Consider the following 19626-nt stretch of genomic DNA (forward strand, 5'->3'; position numbering starts at 1 on the left):
TGGCTCGACCGCCAGTCGCGCCAGATTTTCATCGCCCCCGCCGTGATCATGATTCTCATCTTCTCGGTATTCCCGACGATAGCATCGCTGGTGCTCGCCTTCTCCAACATCCGCCTCAGGGCCGGTTCCTATCAGGTCCAGTTCGTCGGCCTGAGGAACTTCCGGAAGCAGTTCTTCGGCACCGAGCAGTTCCATTTCCTCGGGACCTTCACCAGCATCAGCCTGCTTGGCTGGATCGTCACGATCGCGAGCGCGGCCGGCCTCATCTGGTGGCTCTACCGCTACGCCAAGCAAGGCTTCGCGATCCTCGGCTTTATTGGCCGGCTGATCACCGCCAGCGTGGGATTCGGTCTGGCGCTTCTCTTTTCCGCGACGCTGTTCAGCGGCAATCCGTTCGGCACGCTCGGCGTGACCATCCTCTACGTGCTCGTCGGGTGCACCATCCAGTTCCTGATCGGCCTTGGCCTCGCCGTTCTTTGCGCCCAGCCGATTAAGGGCAGGACCTTCTTCCGCGTCGTCTTCTTCATCCCCTTGATGATAACGCCGATCGGCATCGGCTACAGCTTCCGCATGCTGGCGGACACGACCAAGGGTCCGTTCTCGCCGGTTTGGCAGTGGATTGGCCTCGGTGACTTCGGCTGGGCTAACCATGCCTGGACCGCCCGCTTGTTCATCGTGATCGGCGATTCCTGGCAGTGGATCCCGTTCATCTTCGTCATCCTGCTTGCAGCGCTTGAGAATGTTTCCCGTGATCAGGTGGAGGCCGGCCAGGTCGACGGTGCCAGCGGTTGGCAGGTGTTCAAGGAAATAACCTGGCCGCAAATTGCGCCGGTTGCCGCCACGGTGATGCTGATCAGGATCATCGAGGCCTTCAAGCTGGTCGACCTTCCCAACATCATGACGTCCGGAGGCCCCGGCATCGCGACCGAGTCAATGACGCTTCATTCATTCTTTGCATGGCGGGCGCTGAACCTTGGGGATTCTGCGGCGATCGCCTACCTACTCCTGTTCGTGACGGTGGTCTTGTGCGTCTCCTTCTTCAATCTCATCGTCCTCAAGCGATTGAGGCCGACATGATCACGCAAGACATCCGGATGTCACCCCAGAGATCCTTGCTTAGGCGGTGGTTCGAGCCGAAGTCGATCAAGCAGATGGCGCCGGCCACGGCCGTCATCGTCTACGGCCTCCTCATGCTTTGGGCGGTGTTCGTCCTGTTTCCGCTCTATTGGCTCCTGATCACGTCGTTCAAGTTGCCGGCCGACGTCAACGCCGGCCCGGTCTACCTGCCTTGGATCGACTTCACGCCGAGCCTGCATGCATGGCGCGAGTTGTTCGTCTTCGACTACGAGGACACGCTGAGGGCCTACATCAACTCGATCATCATCGCGCTTCTCGCCACAGCCCTTTGCGTCACCATCGGCTCGATGGCCGCCTATGCCTTGGCGCGCATTCAGTACAAGCCCAAATTCGCGACGATTGTTCTCTTCGTTCTGTGTTTGGTCGCGATGGCGGTGGTGGTCGGCCGTTGGGGGGTCGATTGGCGTCTGTCGCTTGCCGTCGCGCTCGCGGTCTTCTTCGTTCTCGCGCGCGCTGTTGGTCGCCATTTCAAGGCCACGCTGGGAAATGGAGATATCCTGTTCTGGATGATCTCGCAGCGCATTCTGCCGCCGATCGTCGCCGTCATTCCGATCTACATGATGTTTCAGAGCGTTCGGCTGCTCGACACCCACATCGCGCAGATCCTCGCCTACTCGGTAGTCAACCTGCCGATCGTCGTTTGGTTGATGTACGACTTCTTCGTCACCATTCCGACCGACCTCGACGAGAGCGCGCAGCTCGACGGCGCCACCCGATTTGCCACCTTCGTCGAGATCATCCTGCCCCTGGCGAAGCCCGGTCTCGCGGCGACGACGCTGCTGGTGCTGATCCTGTGCTGGAACGAGTATTTGCTGTCGCTGTTCCTTTCGACGTCCAATGCGCAGACCATGCCTATCCTGGTCGCCGCCATGAATGCGGGCGAGCGCGGCATCCTGTGGTGGAGTATGGCGGTGGTCATCATCGTCATGATCATTCCGGTCGTACTGATGGCGCTCGTGCTTCAGCGCTTCATTTCCAAGGGGATACTGTTGGGGGCGGTGAAGGGATGAACGTGGAAGCGAGGGGCATCGACACCGGTCATCGAGCGCAACGGCTGTCGCTGCGCAGCCTGAACAAATCGTTCGGTGTGGTTCACGTCGTCAAGGATCTCAGTATCGATGTTGCGCCGGGTGAGTTTCTGGTGCTGCTCGGGCCCTCCGGTTGCGGCAAGACCACCGGGCTTCGGATCATAGCCGGCCTGGAAACCGCCGATTCGGGGCAGGTGGTGCTCGGCGATAACGACGTCACCAACATACTGCCGAAGTACCGCGACGTGGCGATGGTGTTCCAGTCCTATGCCCTCTATCCGCACAAGACCGCCGCCGAGAACATCGATTTTCCGCTGAAGGTCCGTGGTGTGTCGAAGCAGGAGCGGGAGCTCGCTGTCCGCGACGCTGCTGCGCAGGTCCATATGGAGGATCTCCTCGACCGGTACCCGCGCCAGCTGTCCGGCGGCCAGCGTCAGCGCGTGGCCCTGGCAAGGGCCATCGTGCGGCGGCCCTCGGTCTTCCTCATGGACGAGCCGCTTTCCAACCTCGATGCGAAGCTCCGCGGCTTCATGCGCGCCGAACTCAAGCGCATGCAGCATCAGCTCGGGGTGACCACCGTCTACGTCACCCACGATCAGGTCGAGGCCATGACCCTTGCGCATCGCGTTGCGATCATGGACCGCGGTGTGCTGCAGCAGATCGGCCCCCCCCGCGAGGTCTATGATCGCCCGGCTAACCTGTTCGTCGCCGGCTTCATGGGCTCGCCGCCGATGAATTTCCTGCGCGGGCGGATCGAGGACAATCGCTTCGAGAGCCACGGTGTGAGCCTGCCGGTGGCAGCAGATAAGGGAACCATGGCCAAGGATGTGGTCATGGGCTTCCGCGCGGAAGACGCCAACATCGTCAAGCCCGGCGCTGGTCTGTTCGATGCTACGGTCTACGCCGCTGAGCCTACCGGCGACGTGACGTTGGTCACGCTCGCGGTGGGCGAGGAGAGCCTGTCGATCAAGATGCCGAGGGATTACGACATCGACTTCGACAAGGCCGTTGCCGTGCACTTTCCGCTCGATCGAGGCTTTCTGTTCGACGCCCATTCAGGTGTGCGCCTGGCCGCCCGGCTCGTGTCCGTATCCTGACCGATTCTTGCAGGCTCCAAGCCCGCATCTGGTGAACTAGTCTAAGTGCCAGGCTTTGACGGCCACCCTTGGCGTCAAAACCTACACTCTCGATTCGGTGCCCCCGGATCTTCGATCTGGCCATATCGATCGCCGACTGCTTCCGCTTCCCGGACGTGGCGCTGGAAGCGCTGCGCATGTGCTGGCGGTCCAGAAAGGCCGCGCCCGACGACACCGCCAAAATGCGCAAGCGTGACCGGATCGCGCCGGAGCGTGGTATGGATCGGTGACGGTACTTTTCGACACGGAGACGTGAATGCCGCTAGTCGCTAGGAGGTGCGAGAATCATCCGATTGTCCCCGATAGTTGGCGAAGCCTCGAGAATATTTTCGTTGCAATTTAACGTTTAAAATCAATATGGTAGATTTTTGACAGCCTCTGTGCATTTCGGCGTGCCATACAAGAATTCTGCAGTTATTTCAACGAGGTATAGATTTTTGAACAATCGAGTGGGAGTAATCTGTCGGCTGCCGGCGGTATCCAGTCGTACGTCAGCGTTCTCGACGTCAGGGACAGCAGATTTTTTGCCGGGGGAAACCGTCGGCGGGTGGCGACCGCCGTCGGCATACCGCCTGTCGCTATGTCTGGATGTTGCACATCCGCCTGCACCGTTTGGCGGGCTGCGCCGGCATCATTGAAGCCGCCGTGATTCACGGCAGCTCGTCGAAAAACAGATAGACGGCGGCAAGCTTGCCGTCCCGCGCGATTACGAAATCGGTTCCGGCGTAAGCCGGCGGCTCTCCGGGATTGCCCGCCACCGGACCCGACCGCCATCGCCCGCCTCCCCCAGGAGGGGCGACGGGCTGATACCGGAAGTCAGGATGGGTTGCCTTGATCGCGCCGGCGATGCGGTCGATTTCGTCGCGGCCACGATAAATGCCACCGTTAGGGTCGTAGAATACGGCGTCGTCGTCGAAGATGTCGTCGATCGCTGCACGTCGACGCGCGGGGTCAATCTCGCCGAACACGTCGCGCAGATTGCAAAGCAACAGGGTCAAAATAGAGTTGGGCATGGCTTTTCTCAGATTGGTGTCGCTCTCGGCTCATAGAAGCGCCGTGGCTGATCAGGCGGTGGCTACGGCGTTTGCACCGACCTCGACGATCTTGTGCCGATTATCGATGCTGAGCGCACGGGCTCGCCATGTTCGCCAAAGTGGCCGAGGAGCGCTCGTTCGCTGGGGCGGCCCGAACCATGGGTGTATCGGTGGCCACCGTCTCGCGAGCCGTCACGCCTCTTGAAGACCGGCTTGGGGGTCTCCTGTTCAACAGAACGTCCCGGCGGCTTGCGTTGACTGACTACGGTCACACGCTCGCCGAACGGGCCTCCAAGATCTTCGCGGGACGCAGGAGAGGCCGAGGACTTCGCCCGTGAAGCCTCCAGCCGCCCGCGAGGCCTCGTGAAACTCGCCGCCCCGCTGTCCTTCGGCGCGCGCTGGGTCGCACCCATGCTGCCGGAGTTCTTTCGACGCTACCCCGACATCGCAATCGACCTTCATCTGACCGATGCGCAGACAGACCTGATCGGCGACGGCTTCGATGCCGCGCGATGCATCGCCGTTCTGGAAGACTCATCGCTCGTAGCGCGACTGATCGCACCTGTGCGACGGTTCGTTGTCGCATCGCCGGCCTACATTGCAAGGCATGGCCGTCCGCAGCATCCGCATGATCTCGTCACCCATCAATGCCTCACCTACAACAAAAGCGCGAAGGACGACGTCTGGCGCTTCACGCACTGGGAAACAGGTGAAGAGTCTGCGATTACGCCAAGATGGCCGCTACGGGGAACGAGTGCCGAGGCATTGTTACCGACAGTGCTTGAGGGCCTGGCGATCACCGAACTCCCAGAGTTTATCGCGGCTGAGTATTTTCCGAATGAGCAGCGTGAACCTGTTCTCACCGATTGGCGGTTGCCGGAAGGTGGATTGTATTTCGTGACGCCGACCGCTCGCGGACGTCCCGCGAAGGTCTCTGCCTTGGCGGATTTCCTGATCGCCGGCCTGACGGATGCACGCTGGAGGGCGGAAGCGACGACCGGCTCGCAACCCCCGCAACAGGGAAAGCAGACGTAGGTCAGCGAAAGCGAGCCTACGGCTGCAATGCCGCGCGGTGGCCGGCCTCGATTGTCAATGCTAGAATGGCACCCTAGTTGCCATTCTAGCCGGATCGTGGGCAATCGATCGATTGCTTGGCAGAACTGGACGTCCCGATGAACACTACCAGCGAACAGGACCGTGATACCGCGAGCCCCAGAATACGGCCGCCGTTGCTCTTTCTCGGCTGCCTGATCCTGGGGCTCGTGCTCGATCGCGTGCTGCTTCCGCCGTTCGCGTTGCCTGAGACTGCTTGGGTGCGCTGGGTAGCAGGCGGCGGTTTGATCTTCCTCGGTATTGCTGTATTCGCCGCTGGTCTTTGGAACTTCTCCCGGGCCGGGACACCGGTGCCCGGCAATCGGCCTGCACGCGCGCTGGTGACGACCGGTATTCACGGCCTGAGCCGCAATCCCATCTACGTCGGCATGTTCCTCCTCTATACCGGGATCGGCTTGGCTGCACGCAGTTCGTGGATTCTTATCCTCGTGCTATCTATTGCCGTCATCATGCGATACGCCGTAGTCGCACGCGAGGAGGCCTATCTCGAACGGCGCTTCGGGGGTGCCTACCGCGATTATAAGGTTCGTGTTCGTCGCTGGCTGTAACCAGGAACGAGCGGGTTGGCTCGATCGCAGGCCTCCCCGGCGCCGAAAAGCCGCCGATCTTGTTTCCCGCCGCCCGTCGATTGCTCGCGCGTTGCCATGCAGGATGTGCCGTCTCACCAGATGAGCGGAATCAGGCGGTAGCGCACGCGGCGCGCATAGTCGTCATAGCCCTCGAGACCCATGCGGAGCGCCTTCTCTTCGACGCCGATCCGGATGCCGAGCAAGAGGGCTAGCAAAGGCGCCGTAGCAAGTCCCCACCAGGAGCCGAGCACGAACGACGTCCCAGCGATGTAGAAAAGCGCGCCGAAATACATCGGGTGGCGGACGATGGCATAAGGGCCTGTTGTGATGACCGCCTGCCCGCGGTCCCTTTGTATTTTCACGACCGGTGCCGCGAAGCTGTTCGTGCGCATGGTCCAGTATATGAACAAAATCGCCGCCAGGAGTAAGCCGCATCCTGCCCACTGCACGGAAGGTGGCATTATCGACCAGTGCCAGCGCGCAGCATCCGCTGCCATGAGTCCCATCCCTCCAAACATGAGAAGCAGGATTGGGATGAGGACCAGCTTGTCCGCGAGCGGTTGGTCCCTTTGCACGGGCGGCTTCAGGCGCTCTTGAAGCAAGCCGGGATCGACGCGCGCCATGTGCAGCCCAAATACGACTGAGATGGTGATCATCACGCCCAGATAGAGCCACCCGCCGGTGTAGTCTATCGTTCCTGCAGCACCGAAGATGATCGCGCCCATGAGGCCGAACCAGACGATTGTCTGGGCAAGAAGATTCAGAACGAGGCTCATTTCTTTCCCTCTCCCGGTCCATGCTATTGACTCGTCCGCATGGGACGTCGCTGCGAGATTTCGCCTCTCATCGCGGTCGGCGACTCAGCTTCCGGCGGCGCATCGCGCCTTCCATGGCGCGCCGCACATCACCCGATAGGATTCAGCCATCTCCTCGAGACGTGCGTTTTTACTTCCTGGGCGGAACGATTCCGGCTCCGGCCGCCAGCCGCTCGGCCATTGCGTCGAGTAGCCGGTTCTGTTGCCCGATCATAGCTTCGTAATCGTCGGCCACGGGCGTAAAGCGCGCTTTGTTCCACGCGCGCTGTGGCGACGCGCAAGCGCGTAGCCCTCCAACAATCGCGCTGCCAACCTTGCGCTGCTCTTGCTGATCCCGAGGACCTCGGTGATCTGGTCGAGGCTGACGGGCTGGGGCAAAGACGCAGATGCCCGTAAAGCCGGGCGGCGATGGGCGGAACGTCCCAAGGTGCGTGCAGCCAAGCCACATCCTCTACGAACCGCTGCCCGTCCTTGCGTGACTTGTTTGACAAATTCAGCATATACAAGCGAAGAGGCTGGCGGCAAGTGGCCGTCCGAGGAGGAGCCATGCTTCCCTATCATGTCGCCGCAATCATGGTTATCGGGCTGCCGATGCTCTACGTTGCGGTGCGATACCGCGAGTACCGCAAATTCCTCGCCGGCGCGTTCTTTGTCAGCAGCGGCACGCAAATCTACTTCTACCTGGCGAAGATCCCGATCCCGCTGATGTGGACCAATGCCGTCCAGTCGCCTCAGCTTAGCGCCCTACGCGGCACGATCCACTTTGTGCTCTTTCGTCTGTCTGTATTTCGGGTGGTTCTTCCGCGCCAAGCACCGCACGGATTAGGGCGGCAGCGCGGAAGACGGTAGCGCGGCCTCGGTCGCGTGGATTGCCTCTATCTGGTCGCTGCCGCGCATGTTTTCTGGCGCCGTTGGGAGAATCCGGTCCTCTTGGACGCAACAGCGCTCTAACGGGCGCAGTCCGCGCGTCCTATTTTTTAGCCTTCCGGCGGGCGGCACCTGCCGGGCCGTCCAGCCAATCCTGATGACCGTTGATCATCGGATTCGGTTTCGTCTTCGCGAGATCTTCTGCCAGTTTGCCGTGCGGATTTCACTGTGACGGTGGCTGCCACCGACTACGCGCTTCAAGCGGTCGTGGTCCCGTTTCTGGCGGAGTTGCGGCGGAGAGCACCTCGCATTCGCGTTGCCGTGCGTCCCGCCGACAACGGTCGCGTCCAAGCTCAATTTGAAAACGGGGATCTTGATGATTACGCCGGAGAGGCGCCGCCTGATCTACACGACCGGTGCTTGTTCGACGAGCGCTATATCTGCGCGCTGCGCGCCGATCATCCCGATGCGGCGACCGCGCCTCTGACAATCGATAGGTTCTGCGCTCTCGATCATGCGCTCGTATCTTACGGCGGCCAGCAATTCTGGGGAGCGACGGACGATGCTCTGGCGAAGCTCGGAAGAGAACGCCGAGTCGTGCTGTCGGTCACCAGCTTTCTGGCACTCGCCGAGGTGCTGCGTATGACCGATCTGATCGCCGTCGTTCCGCGCCGCCTGGTGGCGGACGGCGACGGGCTCGCAATGTTTGAACCTCCAGTCAATCTCCCCGGCCTCAGCAAGCTCGCGGTCTGGCACGAGCGCACGCATCGCGATCCCGGCCACCGCTGGGTGCGATCGATCCTCTTTGAGACGTACGGTGCTCTGGAAGCGAACGATAGCTCCCTTGCTTGAGATCAAGACCCGCCCGACAATCCGATCAGAAATCGAGGGACTGCTGCGCTGGTTTCGGCGGCGCCATGCTGACGCCCTCAAGTTCGAGCATCCTCTGCTTCGATGACGAACCGCCCGGTGCGGAAAAGCCGCCGATCTTGTTTCCGGCCGCAAGTACACGATGGCACGGGATGATCAACGCCACCGGATTTTTCGCCATCGCCTGGCCGACATCGCGCGCCGCCTCCGGCCCGGCGCCGAGTTGCTTTGCAAGAGCGCCATAAGTCGTCGTGTGGCCCCAGCCGACCTGCCGCGCGGCATTATAGATTTGTTTGAAGAAGGGGTCTTGGCCAGTGAGGTCGAGCTTGATGGCCGAGAAGTCCGTCGGCTCTCCCTGGAAATAGCGCCTTACCGCCGCTACCGCGTCTGTGATGGCGGGCGTTGGCGTCGCGGGCTCGGCGCCCGGAATGCGACGCAGGAGAAGGCGCTCGGTCGAATCTGCGCTCGACGTCGGCAATTGGAACCGCGTGATGCCGCTAGCGTTCCAGGCAATGCCGCAAAAGCCGCCGACGGTTTCGAAGATCAGATAGTGGTGCGTTGCCTGTTTCATCGTCACTGCCTCCATGCTGGATCACCCTGAAAATCGTGCAGCCGAGCGCTGAATTCAACCCGTTTCTTGCGCAGCACCAAACGCTACCGCCGCGACTCACGATAAATGTTCTCTGTTTGTTCTTATGCTTTCAAGATCAGATGATACGATCCCCACATTCCCTGGAGAACGAAAAGGCCGGGCGAATGCCCCGGTAGCTGGTCATGCACGAACAGAGCCTACAGGTATCCTTCGAGTTCGCTTCCCCGAAAATCAGACCGCGCGCATCACGCTTCGACAAGGAGAATCTCTTCTTTGCGATTTTGCCGGACGGACGATCGCTTTGCGAATACCTGGAGATCCAAAGGCGGCTGCAGCTGGATCACCTTCCCTTCGCCTCGCCGCGTCCCGCCCCAGCTTCTGCATGTCTCGCTCTACAACGTCGAACAGAGCGCGCGGATTTCAGATGCAGTGATCTTCGCGGCCTGTCGGACCGCCAGTGCCATCGACGCCTGCCAGTTCGAACTATCCTTCGATCATGTCGCGACCTTCAGGAAGTCGCGGCGAAACGCCATCGTGCTGAGCGGCAACGGCGGCCGGAGCTGCTGCGGCAGCTACATGTGCAGATGGGCAATCTCGGAGAAGACGCCAGAATAAATCGGAACCTTCAGCCACATGCGACGCTGCTCTACGATAGCGAGGTGATGCCGCGCGTCACTCTGCAGAAACCCGTGGTCGTCGCTGCGCGCGAATTCGTGCTGCTCCGTAATCGCCCGGGCGAACATGGCTACGAGTTTGTCGATCGTTGGCCACTGCGGCGCGAGGATAACGGCTTGCCTCGGGCTATTGAAGTCGCTTAAAGCTCCTGCGACGACGGCATGAAGCGGAGAACGACATGAATACGTCCGAGATCATCATTGCGGGCGACACGGCGGGTGTCGACTGGCGGCTGCCCGTTCTCCGTTTCAAGGGCGGCGATCCAGCGGCACCGAAGGTCTATATTCAGGCCGCTCTGCACGCCAACGAACTGCCGGGCACGGCCCTGATGCACTTTCTGTGTGAAAAATTGCGCCAGTCCGAAAGTGCCGGCCAAATCAGAAGCGACATCATTGTCGTCCCGCATGCCAACCCGATCGGTGCGGCCCAGTCTCATTTCGGCGAACTCCAAGGCCGGTTCGATCTTGGATCGCGCACCAACTTCAACCGCGAATTTCCGCTGATCTCGGTGAAGGATCGCGACGGACTGCTTGAGAACCTCGAGCGCCTTTCGGCCGTCGACAAACTGAAGCGCCAGCTGCTGCATATGGCGCTCGGCTGCGATCTGGTAATCGACCTGCATTGCGATGATGAATCACTGCAGTATGCCTACATCGACGAGGCGTTCTGGCCTGAGGCGGCCGACCTGGCCTCCGCGATGGAGATGGAAGCCGTTCTTCTGTCCGACGGCGAGAGTTCCGCCTTCGAGGAGGCCGTCGGTTTTGCCTGGAAATGCGAGACGTCGGAGAAGCAGTCGCGCTTGCCCGGCAAGCTGTCTGTAACCGTCGAGCTTCGCGGCCGCCGTGATGTCTATCCTGACTTGGCAAAGAAGGATGCCGAGGGATTGTGGAAGTTTCTGGCGAGCCGCGGCGCAATCGATGTCACCGTCTCGCTGCCCGCTTTCGATGGCCCCGCCGTCCCGCTCGACAATATCGAGATGGTCCGTGCGCCGGAGGCAGGCACGGTCCTGTTCCACCGCAATATCGGCGAATGGGTTGGCGAAGGCGATGTGCTTGCCACGTTGATCACCCGCCCCGGCATGGCTGACGGCAGCGTCGAGATTCGTGCGCCGCAGGCTGGCCTGATTGTGATGCGCAGCTCTCAACGGCTCGTTCGTCGCGGCGCCGACATGATGAAGATTGCTTGCAAGACCGCCAGCAAGGCGACACGCAAGCCTGGAACGCTGGAGAACTAAGTGACCGTCACCATATACGGCATCAAGAACTGCGACACGATGAAGAAGGCCCGCAACTGGCTGGAAGAGCATAACGTCGCCTACCAGTTTCATGACTACAAGGCCGTCGGAATCGATCGCGCACACCTGCAGGCCTGGACAAAGGAAGCCGGGTGGGAAACGGTGCTTAACCGGGCTGGCACGACCTTTCGCAAGCGGCCTGAGGCCGAGCGCGAAAATCTCGACGAGGGCAAGGCGATCGCGCTGATGCTGGAGCAGCCATCGATGATCAAGCGGCCGGTTATCGAGGCGGACGGCAAGTTGCTCATCGGCTTCAAGCCCGAGACCTACGGCAGCTTCTTCAAGGCCTGATTGATGTCCAAAACCACGCGCGCCACGCAGGTTCTCAGCAAGGCCGGGATTGCCTTCACGGTCCATAGCTACGACTACGACCCGAATGCAGAACGAGTCGGCCTGCAGGCTGCGGAAGCACTTGGCGAGGAGCCGCATCGCGTGTTGAAGACGCTGATGGCGGAGGTCGACGGCAAGGCCGTCTGCGTCGTCGTGCCGTCGGATCGCGAGGTCAGCATGAAGAAGCTCGCAAGCGCCTTTGGCGGAAAGTCCGCCAACATGATGAAGCCCGCCTATGCCGAGCGCCTGACGGGCTACCACGTCGGCGGCATCAGCCCTTTTGGACAAAGGAAGCTCGTCCCGACGGCAATCGAAGAGGCAGCGCTGACGGAAACGCACGTCTACATCAATGGCGGGCAACGCGGGCTGCAGGTTCGGCTTGACCCGAAAGACGCGTTGAAGACGCTGAAGGCTGCAGCGGCACCCCTCATTGCCTAGTCTTAGCTGAAGCGCGCCAGCAAAGAGGTGAGTGCCGCAGCATCGGCCGTGCTCAGTTTGGCGCCGAAATTGTCCTCGATGGCTCTGGCATAGACTTGCCACATGCGCTTCTGCAGGGAGCGGCCGTCCTCGGTAACGACCACCCATTGTCCGCGTCCATCCTGATCAAAGGTTTCGCGCTGCACCAGCCCCGCCTTCTCGAGACGATCGATCAGGCGCGAAAGATTGTATTGGGCAAGCAGTGTGCGCTCTTCGATTTCGAACGGCCGCAACCTGCCCTGCGGCGACCGCACGAGTTCCCAGAGCACATCGTACCAACTAAGCGGCGGAAGTCCGGCTGATTTGAGATCCGCCTCGATCTGGCCGAGCAGCCGCTGCTGGGCGCGCATCAGCCCGATCCAGGCATCGGTCACCGCATCGGAGGGCGTCGCATCGTTCTGCTTTTCATTCATATATGCATCTACATCTATCTTGAATCCCCGCGCAACGACTATTATATGCAATTGCATCTACAATGGAGATTGCGTCATGGATCATTTGCCTATCCAAACATCCGGTTCGGCTCTGCTGCTCGTCAGCCACCACCTTTGCCCTTACGTCCAGCGCGCCGCGATCGCGCTTGCGGAAAAGGGAGTGCCCTTCGAGCGCGTGAACATCGATCTCGCCGACAAGCCTCGCTGGTTTCTCGAGATCTCGCCGTTGGGCAAGGTGCCTCTGCTTTGCATTCGCCACAGCGACGGCAACCAAGACATCCTCTTCGAAAGCAGCGTCATCTGTGAGTATCTGGAAGAGACGCAGGACGGTCACCGCCTTCATCCGGCCGACGCGCTTACCCGCGCCCGTCACCGCGGCTGGATGGAGTTCGGCTCTTCGATCCTGTCCGACCTCTGGGTCTACGAAACGACGCAAGACCGCATGCAGCTGGAGGCGAAACGGCAGGTGCTCGCATCGAAGTTCGCGACCATCGAAACGGAACTGAGGAGTGGTCCGTACTTCGCGGGCGATAGCTTCAGCATGGTCGATGCCGTATTTGCGCCGATCTTTCGGTACTTCGACGTCTTTGACGCCATCGGTGACAGCGGCATTCTTGCCGGCCTGCCCAGCGTCCAGGCCTGGCGGACAGCATTGTCCGAAAGACCGAGTGTGAAGGCTGCGGTCGGACCGGACTATGCCGACCGGCTGATGGCCTTCCTGAAACGTCACGACGCGGTGCTGTTGCAGCAGCCATCCGTTTCGGCCGCGTGATCCCGGTATAGACCGATGGCGGCAAAGAGCGCCATCGGTCGACAAGCGAGCTTCAATTTCGCCGCAAAGGGGTCTAAGTCTACCGGCCAATCCGTTTTGTTCGAGGAGTGACTGATCATGAATTTCATGCCGCAAAGCCAGACCTCCGTGGATCCTGCAAAGCTTGAAAAGCTGGCGGAAGTGGCCGTCAAGGTTGGGCTGCAGCTGCAAACGGGCCAGGATCTTGTGATCACGGCCCCCGTAGTCGCCCTACCGCTCGTCCGCCTGATCACCAAGCATGCCTATATGGCGGGCGCCGGACTGGTGACGGCATTCTATTCCGATGAGGAATCGACGCTCGCGCGCTACCGATACGGCAACGATCAGAGCTTCGACCGCGCATCCGACTGGCTCTACGACGGCATGGCCAAGGCCTACGCCAGGGGCACTGCCCGCCTCGCCATCGCCGGCGACAATCCGATGCTGCTTTCGGAGCAGGATCCGGCAAAGGTTGGCCGTGCCAACCGGGCGAACTCCGCCGCCTACAAGCCGGCGCTGGAGAAGATTTCGAATTTCGACATCAACTGGAACATCGTCTCTTATCCCAACCCCTCATGGGCGGCGCTGGTCTTTCCTGATGATCCGGAGGCCATCGCAGTCGCCAAGCTTGCAAAGGCAATCTTTGCCGCATCGCGCGTCGATGTCGAAGACCCGATCGCCGCCTGGGCCGAGCACAACGGCAGCCTTGCCAAACGATCGAGCTGGCTGAATGGCGAACGCTTCGCTTCCCTGCACTTTACCGGACCCGGCACCGATCTGATGGTCGGCCTTGCCGACGGTCACGAGTGGCACGGTGGCTCGTCGACCGCCAAGAACGGCATTACCTGCAACCCGAACATTCCAACCGAGGAAGTCTTCACGACGCCGCACGCGCTGCGTGTCGAGGGCCACGTCTCGAGCACGAAGCCTTTGTCGCATCAGGGTACGCTGATCGACAATATCCAAGTTCGCTTCGAAGGCGGCCGAATCGTCGAAGCAAAGGCTTCGCGCGGCGCAGAAGTACTGAACAAGGTGCTGGACACCGACGAAGGCGCGCGCCGGCTCGGCGAGGTGGCGCTGGTGCCGCATTCCTCGCCGATCTCGGCCAGCGGCATTCTCTTCTACAACACGCTGTTCGACGAGAACGCCTCGTGCCACATCGCGCTCGGGCAGTGCTATTCGAAGTGCTTCGTCGACGGCGCAAGCCTGACTCAGGAGCAGATCAAGGCCCAAGGTGGCAACTCGAGCCTGATCCATATCGACTGGATGATCGGCTCGGGCCAGGTCGATATCGACGGCATCAAGCCGGACGGCTCGCGCGTTCCGGTGATGCGTCAGGGCGAATGGGCCTGACGGACATCGTGCGCTGACTGAGCCAGACGCTCGCAAGCACCATTGCGAAGCCGAAAAGCTGCGCGGGCGTCAGGTTTTGTCCGAGAGCCAGCCAACCGAGAAGGGTGGCGGTGACCGGACTCAGGAAACCCAATGAGGCCGCTGCGGACGGCTCCAGGCGAGCAAGTCCCCGGAACCACAGCAGATAGGTAAACGCCGCGCCGATCAGGCCAAGATAGGCCATGCCGAGGACATTGGTCGCGGTCGGCGCCGGCAGCGCGGGTTCGAAGAAGAATACGACGGGCGCAAGCAGGATACCGCCGGCCGTGAGCTGCCATGCGGCAAAGGCAAGATTCGAAACCGGCGGAACCCAACGCCGCGTCAGCACGGTGCCGAACGCCATCGAAACCGCGCCGGCAAGACCAGCAATGACGCCGATCGGATCCAGCGCCGCGTTGGGCGTAAGGACAAGCAGGGCGACACCCGTCATTCCGATCAGTCCAGCCCCAACAGCAAGGGCATGGATCGGCCTGCCGAGGAAAATGCGCGACAACAGGATGACGATCAGCGGCTGAATGGCGCCAACGGTCGCGGCGACACCGCCTGGCAGACGATAGGCCGACACGAACAGCATCGCCCAGAAGAACGAGAAATTGAGGCCGCCGAGCACGAAGGCGCGAAACCACCAGACGCCCCGTGGCAGTTGTCGAACGATCGCAAGCAACAGTAGCCCGGCCGGCAAAGCGCGAAGGAAGGCCACTGTCAGCGGATATCCGTGTGGAAGGAAGGATGTGGTAACGAGATAGGTGCTGCCCCAGATCGTCGGGGCCAACGCCGTCATCAGCACATCGGAAAGAGGCGCACCAGTTTTCTTCATTTCAAGAATCTCTATATCAAGATAAATGCAATCTAGCACCATTTATCTTGACGTCAAGATATGTGATGGTAACAGTCTCTCAGGAGCTGGCCGATGGATCGCGTTGACAAGATACTTGCGCAGTGGAGCAGGGAACGCCCCGAGCTCGATACCGAGGCGATGGGTATCATGGGCCGGCTGAAACGGCTGACCACGCATCTCGCCCGCGAGGTCGAGCAGGTGCTTCAACAGCACGGTCTCTCCTCCTCCGCCTTCGACGTGCTGGCGACCCTCAGGCGCTCGGGCGCACCGTATCGGCTCTCGCCAGGCGATCTGCTGTCGATGACGATGGTCAGTTCCGGCACGATGACCAACCGGATCGACCAGTTGGAGAAGGCCGGATTGGTCGAGCGTGTTCTCAATCCGGACGATCGGCGGAGCGTGCTCATTGCGCTGACCGAAGCAGGGCTTACCGCCGTGGAAGGCGCCGTCGGCGCCCATGTGGCCAATCAGCAGCGCCTGATGCAGAGCTTTAGCGCGGAGGAGAAGGCTCAGCTTGAAGCCCTGCTGCGCAAGTTCCTAGCGACCTTCGAGTAGCATAGGCGTTCACGCGGTGAGCTGCTTGCGCGGAACAGTTGGGAGTACTCCTCTAGATATTGAGATCGACCCATATCGCCGCGTGATCCGACGCCGCGTGTTTGGGCTCGGTCCGTTCCGGATAGGTCTCCCACAGCTTCGGCCGGCTTCCGGGCTAGGCGCCCTTGCGGAAGACACCGCCGCGCTCGACCTTCTCGAAAAGCTTCGGCGATAAAAGAAGGTAGTCGATCTTGTTTCCGGCGTTGCCAAGGCCGAAGGTACCGGGAAAGCCCCCGTCGTCGAACGCGGGATGCGTAAAGGCGTCCTGGAGCGTGCTCTCCTTCGGTGGCGCCAGAGGGGCACTGTCGGGCGTGTCGTTCAGGTCGCCAATCAGCGCGATGTGGTCAAATCCTTCGGCAATACGCTTCTCGTAGATCTCTCGCGCCCGTTGCGCTTGTGCATGCCGGCGAGCATCGGAGGACTGGGCACTACCGAAACCCTTACTCTTGAAATGGTTGACCATGACAAGCAGCGTCGCTCCGTTCGGCGTCGTCACGTAATATTCGGGGCAATCGCGCGAGAAGATCGGGTTGCCTGCCGCGTCCCTATCATCGACGTGGCTGCGCATAATATCGAGCGCGATGCCCTTTCGGGTCATCAGCCCGACATCGATGCCACGCTCGTCGTTTCCGTCGATCACCATGACCTGCGTGAAAGGGTTGCCGCCAACGGCCGGCAGCACCTGCGTATCGAAGGCCATAAGGACGGGCCGGCTCTCAACTTCGACGATGCCGAGAATATCGGCCTCCAGATCGCTCATGACGCGCGCCGTGTTTTGCATGGCGATCTCATCGATCGGCTCGTCACGCAGCTCCAGCGATCCGACCCAACCGATCCGGCCATTCGCGGTAATGACCACACCGCCGGCCCTCGGTCGCTTCAGAAGATTGCCCCGATTGCGCCGAAGATGACAAAGGGGCCTGTATCGGTCTTTTCTATCCCGAGTTCGATAATCAACGTGGCCATGCGCGCCTTGTCAGCGTCGCTATAGGTCACCTGCCCCAGCAATTTCTCCAATTCGGCAAAGCGGTCGAGAACAACCCGGCAGTCGGCCCAGGTTTCCAGGTTCATCGCCTTCGCACGATCAAACAGGTTTTCGACATTGAACGATGCAAGTCTCATGTCACGCCCTCCCGTTTACGAGAAGAATGACACGTATATGTTGCATTTCAATGATGTCGGCGCTGCAATTGAGCCGACGACGTTACCTAGAATAGGCTTCCTTGCTTCGGCGGCGCCTGTTCATCCTGCGGCTTTGCGGCGCGCTTCTTCTGCGCGGCGGACGGCGGGCCTCCGTCGGTAGTTACCGCGCCGACACGGCCGTCGGCGAACTCGATCGAGATGCCTGCGCCCGATGACAGCATTGCGGCTTGCGACACCGGCCTGTTCTCGTCGTCACGAATAACGGCATAGCCGCGCTTCAAGACATTCTTGTAAGACAAGGATTGCAGTACGCGATCCTGCGCCGTGAGCTCGCCGCGTGCCCGTGTCAGCTGATGCCTGACAGCCGTATCGGCGTGACGTGACAGATTGGCAAGGTGATCACGCAGCCGAGCGGTCTGCGTTTTCAGGCGCGCCGGCAGGATCGCGAAGATCGCATCTGCGCGGCCAACCCGCGATTTCGAGCGATCGATAAGGCGCTCGACCGTCCGCTCGGCGCGCGTCATCCGTTCGTTCAGGTATTGGCGACGCTCGGTGATACGGTTCGACAGGACATGGGGACGCAAATGCGCAGCAGTGCGCTCGAAGCTGCGGCGCTTGTTGATCGTATTCAGTTCGAGGCCACGACCGAGACCGGCGGCGGCCTCATCGAACCGGCGTCGCGGCAGGGCCAGCAGTTGATCCAGCGACGGCAGCGCGCGGATCAACGCCCGCACCGACTGGCGATGATGATCCATGCGGCGGCTCATGCAGCCCTGCAGACGCGCGGCAAGCGCCGCCGTCTGCGCCTCCAGTTCCGCCTTCACGGGAATCGCCATCTCGGCCGCACCGGTCGGCGTCGGCGCACGCACGTCGGCAGCGTAGTCGATCAGCGTCCAGTCGGTTTCGTGGCCGACCGCCGAGATCAACGGGATCTGGCTCTCGGCGGCGGCGCGCACAACGATTTCGTCGTTGAAGCTCCAGAGATCTTCGAGGCTACCGCCGCCACGCGCAACGATCAGAACATCCGGGCGCGGCATCCCCCCGTGCGGCTCGAAGTTGTTGAAGCCTCTGATAGCGTTGGCGACTTCCTCGCCGGAGCCGTCACCCTGCACTTTTACCGGCCAGACAATGACGTGAACCGGGAAACGATCGGAGATACGGTGGAGAATATCGCGAATGACGGCGCCGGTCGGCGAGGTCACGACACCGATCACCCTTGGCATGAACGGCAGCCGCCGCTTCCGGGACGGGTCGAACAGGCCTTCGGCGCCAAGCCTGCGCTTGCGCTCCTCGATCAGTGCCATCAGCGCGCCAGCGCCGGCAGGCTCCAGCGTTTCGATGACAATCTGATACTTCGATGAGCCGGGAAATGTCGTCACCTTGCCGGTGGCGATCACCTCCATCCCCTCTTCGGGGCGGAATTTCAACCTGGAGAAGGTGCCCTTCCAGACGACAGCGTCGATGCGGGCGCGATCGTCCTTCAAGGCAAAATAGGCGTGCCCGGACGAGTGCGGGCCTCTGTATCCGGAAATTTCGCCGCGCACGCGCACCTGGTCGAAGGCAGTCTCGACCGTGCGCTTGATCGAGCCGGAAAGTTCCGAGACCGAGTACTCGGTAAGATTGCTCGGCGAATCATTCTCGAAGACGTTGCTCATAGTCCTGTTCTAGCCGATCGGGCAGCAAAGAGCAGCCGCCAAAAGGGGATGATTTTTATGTGCGGCTCAATGACGGTAACTGTTGGCGCAGTTCTTTTTTTAATTATGTCAAAGGCTTAGACCGAGCTAGCAGGAAAGTCGGCGATCGATTACCTCTCGGTTTTCCCCGGCAATCCCTGCAAAGCGATGATCGGACAAACGACAACAGCAGTTTCCATGTCTGACCGCTTCGCCTCCCATGCGCCCTCGCTCAACTGGTCCTGCGAGCGCCGGCTTCGCCGTCCTCCCCAATGATAATCTCAACCTCGCCGAAATCACGAGGGCACTTTATGTCGGCATTGGAGGAGACCTGGTCGTCACCATGGCATCCGGGCAGACCCTTACCTTTGCCTGGTGTCCGACCGTTCGATACTGCCGCTGCGAATTTCTCGGGTCCATGCCACCGGCACGTCAGCAGAGAGCATTCTCGGGCTGACTTACGTCGTCCGTTATGCCGTACATCGTCACTGTGCCGATTGGAAACACTGGGGAAAGCGGTAACAAACTGCTCGATTAATTGTTCGACAAGACAAAGCCGGCTATACTGAAGCGAAGCAGGAGACGCTGATGATCGCCCTGACGGCCACAGCACTGGGTTTCGTTACCGCACCAATGCGCTCGATCTTTTCGATGGTGTTGGTCGGCTTCCTTGTGTGCGCCGTCTATGCCTGCGCAGCCTGGGTCTCAACCACCTCGATTCTTGACCTTGCCGTCGCCATTGTCTGCTACGACAGCGGCCTTCTGATCTGCCTTCTCGGCCTCTACGCTCTCGATCGCATGCGGGATCGCCGGCGCTTCGTCTGA

22 protein-coding genes and 2 pseudogenes are annotated in these 19626 nt (G+C 60.9%); 16 read left to right on the forward strand and 8 right to left on the reverse strand.

Translation table 11 applies throughout. From position 1 onward, the window contains the following. The 3 genes from PMI09_RS07890 to PMI09_RS07900 form a co-directional block, all read left to right on the forward strand. Positions 1-1077, forward strand: a 1077-nt coding sequence (locus tag PMI09_RS07890) for a carbohydrate ABC transporter permease (RefSeq protein ID WP_007790796.1), incomplete at its 5' end; no start/stop codon positions are given. After that, on the forward strand, positions 1074-2147 hold the full coding sequence (locus tag PMI09_RS07895) for a carbohydrate ABC transporter permease (RefSeq protein WP_007790799.1): 1074 nt from the start codon (positions 1074-1076) through the stop codon (positions 2145-2147). The genes PMI09_RS07890 and PMI09_RS07895, both read left to right, overlap by 4 nt. Beyond that, positions 2144-3262, forward strand: a complete 1119-nt coding sequence (locus tag PMI09_RS07900; protein ID WP_007790803.1) for an ABC transporter ATP-binding protein — start codon at positions 2144-2146, stop codon at positions 3260-3262. The genes PMI09_RS07895 and PMI09_RS07900 overlap by 4 nt, the downstream gene beginning before the upstream one ends. 689 nt (positions 3263-3951) lie before the next feature. Here PMI09_RS07900 and PMI09_RS07905 read toward each other — a convergent pair. Continuing rightward, positions 3952-4314, reverse strand: coding sequence for a nuclear transport factor 2 family protein (locus PMI09_RS07905; RefSeq protein WP_007790806.1), 363 nt, complete (start codon positions 4312-4314; stop codon positions 3952-3954). A 128-nt stretch (positions 4315-4442) separates the two neighbouring features. On the opposite strand from PMI09_RS07905, the pseudogene PMI09_RS07910 reads away from it, so the two are divergent. Together PMI09_RS07910 and PMI09_RS07915 are read left to right on the forward strand one after the other, a co-directional pair. Beyond that, a pseudogene (locus PMI09_RS07910) lies at positions 4443-5370 on the forward strand (LysR family transcriptional regulator). A gap of 137 nt (positions 5371-5507) precedes the next feature. Next, positions 5508-5996 (forward strand): methyltransferase family protein, encoded by a 489-nt coding sequence (locus tag PMI09_RS07915; RefSeq protein WP_007790812.1) that lies wholly within the window; start codon positions 5508-5510, stop codon positions 5994-5996. Positions 5997-6109: 113 nt separating this feature from the next. Here the strand turns inward: PMI09_RS07915 and PMI09_RS07920 are convergent, their stop codons facing one another. Next, positions 6110-6793 (reverse strand): methyltransferase family protein, encoded by a 684-nt coding sequence (locus PMI09_RS07920; RefSeq protein WP_007790818.1) that lies wholly within the window; start codon positions 6791-6793, stop codon positions 6110-6112. 585 nt (positions 6794-7378) lie between these two features. Here PMI09_RS07920 and PMI09_RS07925 point away from each other — a divergent pair. Together PMI09_RS07925 and PMI09_RS07930 are read left to right on the forward strand one after the other, a co-directional pair. After that, on the forward strand, positions 7379-7681 hold the full coding sequence (locus PMI09_RS07925; protein WP_007790820.1) for a hypothetical protein: 303 nt from the start codon (positions 7379-7381) through the stop codon (positions 7679-7681). Between the two features lie 246 nt (positions 7682-7927). Further along, the gene (locus PMI09_RS07930) at positions 7928-8551 is read left to right on the forward strand and encodes a LysR substrate-binding domain-containing protein (protein WP_007790823.1); all 624 of its coding nucleotides are present in this window, start codon (positions 7928-7930) and stop codon (positions 8549-8551) included. Positions 8552-8576: 25 nt separating this feature from the next. Here PMI09_RS07930 and PMI09_RS07935 read toward each other — a convergent pair whose 3' ends face one another. After that, positions 8577-9140: a methylated-DNA--[protein]-cysteine S-methyltransferase gene (locus PMI09_RS07935; protein WP_007790826.1), complete on the reverse strand. Its 564-nt coding sequence runs from the start codon at positions 9138-9140 to the stop codon at positions 8577-8579. A 605-nt stretch (positions 9141-9745) separates the two neighbouring features. Here PMI09_RS07935 and PMI09_RS32070 point away from each other — a divergent pair. From PMI09_RS32070 to ybaK, 4 genes are read left to right on the forward strand one after another with little or no spacing between them, the layout of a single operon-like run. Beyond that, the gene (locus PMI09_RS32070; protein ID WP_244423731.1) at positions 9746-9979 is read left to right on the forward strand and encodes a hypothetical protein; all 234 of its coding nucleotides are present in this window, start codon (positions 9746-9748) and stop codon (positions 9977-9979) included. A 35-nt stretch (positions 9980-10014) separates the two neighbouring features. Continuing rightward, positions 10015-11070 carry a M14 family zinc carboxypeptidase gene (locus tag PMI09_RS07945; protein ID WP_007790832.1) on the forward strand — a complete coding sequence of 352 codons (1056 nt, stop codon included), beginning with the start codon at positions 10015-10017 and terminating at the stop codon, positions 11068-11070. After that, positions 11071-11421 carry an ArsC family reductase gene (locus PMI09_RS07950; protein ID WP_007790835.1) on the forward strand — a complete coding sequence of 117 codons (351 nt, stop codon included), beginning with the start codon at positions 11071-11073 and terminating at the stop codon, positions 11419-11421. A 3-nt stretch (positions 11422-11424) separates the two neighbouring features. Continuing rightward, on the forward strand, positions 11425-11898 hold the full coding sequence (ybaK, locus tag PMI09_RS07955) for a Cys-tRNA(Pro) deacylase (RefSeq protein ID WP_007790839.1): 474 nt from the start codon (positions 11425-11427) through the stop codon (positions 11896-11898). Positions 11899-11900: 2 nt separating this feature from the next. On the opposite strand, the gene PMI09_RS07960 is transcribed toward ybaK, so the two are convergent. Beyond that, positions 11901-12407, reverse strand: coding sequence for a MarR family winged helix-turn-helix transcriptional regulator (locus tag PMI09_RS07960; protein WP_007790845.1), 507 nt, complete (start codon positions 12405-12407; stop codon positions 11901-11903). A 19-nt stretch (positions 12408-12426) separates the two neighbouring features. Between PMI09_RS07960 and PMI09_RS07965 the strand changes: the two genes are divergently transcribed. Both PMI09_RS07965 and PMI09_RS07970 read left to right on the forward strand, forming a co-directional pair. Next, positions 12427-13143: a glutathione S-transferase family protein gene (locus PMI09_RS07965; RefSeq protein WP_007790847.1), complete on the forward strand. Its 717-nt coding sequence runs from the start codon at positions 12427-12429 to the stop codon at positions 13141-13143. A 117-nt stretch (positions 13144-13260) separates the two neighbouring features. Then, entirely contained in the window at positions 13261-14514 is a 1254-nt protein-coding gene (locus PMI09_RS07970) for an aminopeptidase (protein ID WP_007790850.1), read from the forward strand. Here the strand turns inward: PMI09_RS07970 and PMI09_RS07975 are convergent. After that, positions 14462-15370 (reverse strand): EamA family transporter, encoded by a 909-nt coding sequence (locus tag PMI09_RS07975; RefSeq protein WP_007790853.1) that lies wholly within the window; start codon positions 15368-15370, stop codon positions 14462-14464. The two genes, PMI09_RS07970 and PMI09_RS07975, sit on opposite strands and share 53 nt — an antisense overlap. Positions 15371-15463: 93 nt before the next feature. Here PMI09_RS07975 and PMI09_RS07980 point away from each other — a divergent pair, with 93 nt between their 5' ends. Further along, on the forward strand, positions 15464-15946 hold the full coding sequence (locus tag PMI09_RS07980) for a MarR family winged helix-turn-helix transcriptional regulator (RefSeq protein WP_007790854.1): 483 nt from the start codon (positions 15464-15466) through the stop codon (positions 15944-15946). A gap of 154 nt (positions 15947-16100) precedes the next feature. Here the strand turns inward: PMI09_RS07980 and PMI09_RS07985 are convergent, their stop codons facing one another. From PMI09_RS07985 to xseA, 3 genes are all read right to left on the reverse strand, one after another. Next, on the reverse strand, positions 16101-16844 hold the full coding sequence (locus PMI09_RS07985; protein WP_007790856.1) for an endonuclease/exonuclease/phosphatase family protein: 744 nt from the start codon (positions 16842-16844) through the stop codon (positions 16101-16103). Between the two features lie 20 nt (positions 16845-16864). Further along, positions 16865-17107, reverse strand: coding sequence for a hypothetical protein (locus tag PMI09_RS32075; RefSeq protein WP_007790863.1), 243 nt, complete (start codon positions 17105-17107; stop codon positions 16865-16867). 86 nt (positions 17108-17193) lie between these two features. Beyond that, a complete protein-coding gene (gene xseA, locus PMI09_RS07990; protein ID WP_007790864.1) occupies positions 17194-18783 on the reverse strand; it encodes an exodeoxyribonuclease VII large subunit in 1590 nt (529 codons plus the stop codon). Positions 18784-19021: 238 nt separating this feature from the next. On the opposite strand from xseA, the pseudogene PMI09_RS32795 reads away from it, so the two are divergent. Together PMI09_RS32795 and PMI09_RS07995 are read left to right on the forward strand one after the other, a co-directional pair. Continuing rightward, a pseudogene (locus tag PMI09_RS32795) lies at positions 19022-19323 on the forward strand (spike base protein, RCAP_Rcc01079 family). Between the two features lie 66 nt (positions 19324-19389). Further along, entirely contained in the window at positions 19390-19626 is a 237-nt protein-coding gene (locus PMI09_RS07995; RefSeq protein WP_007790867.1) for a hypothetical protein, read from the forward strand.

Source organism: Rhizobium sp. CF122 (assembly GCF_000282035.1).
In the GTDB taxonomy this organism is placed as follows: domain Bacteria; phylum Pseudomonadota; class Alphaproteobacteria; order Rhizobiales; family Rhizobiaceae; genus Rhizobium.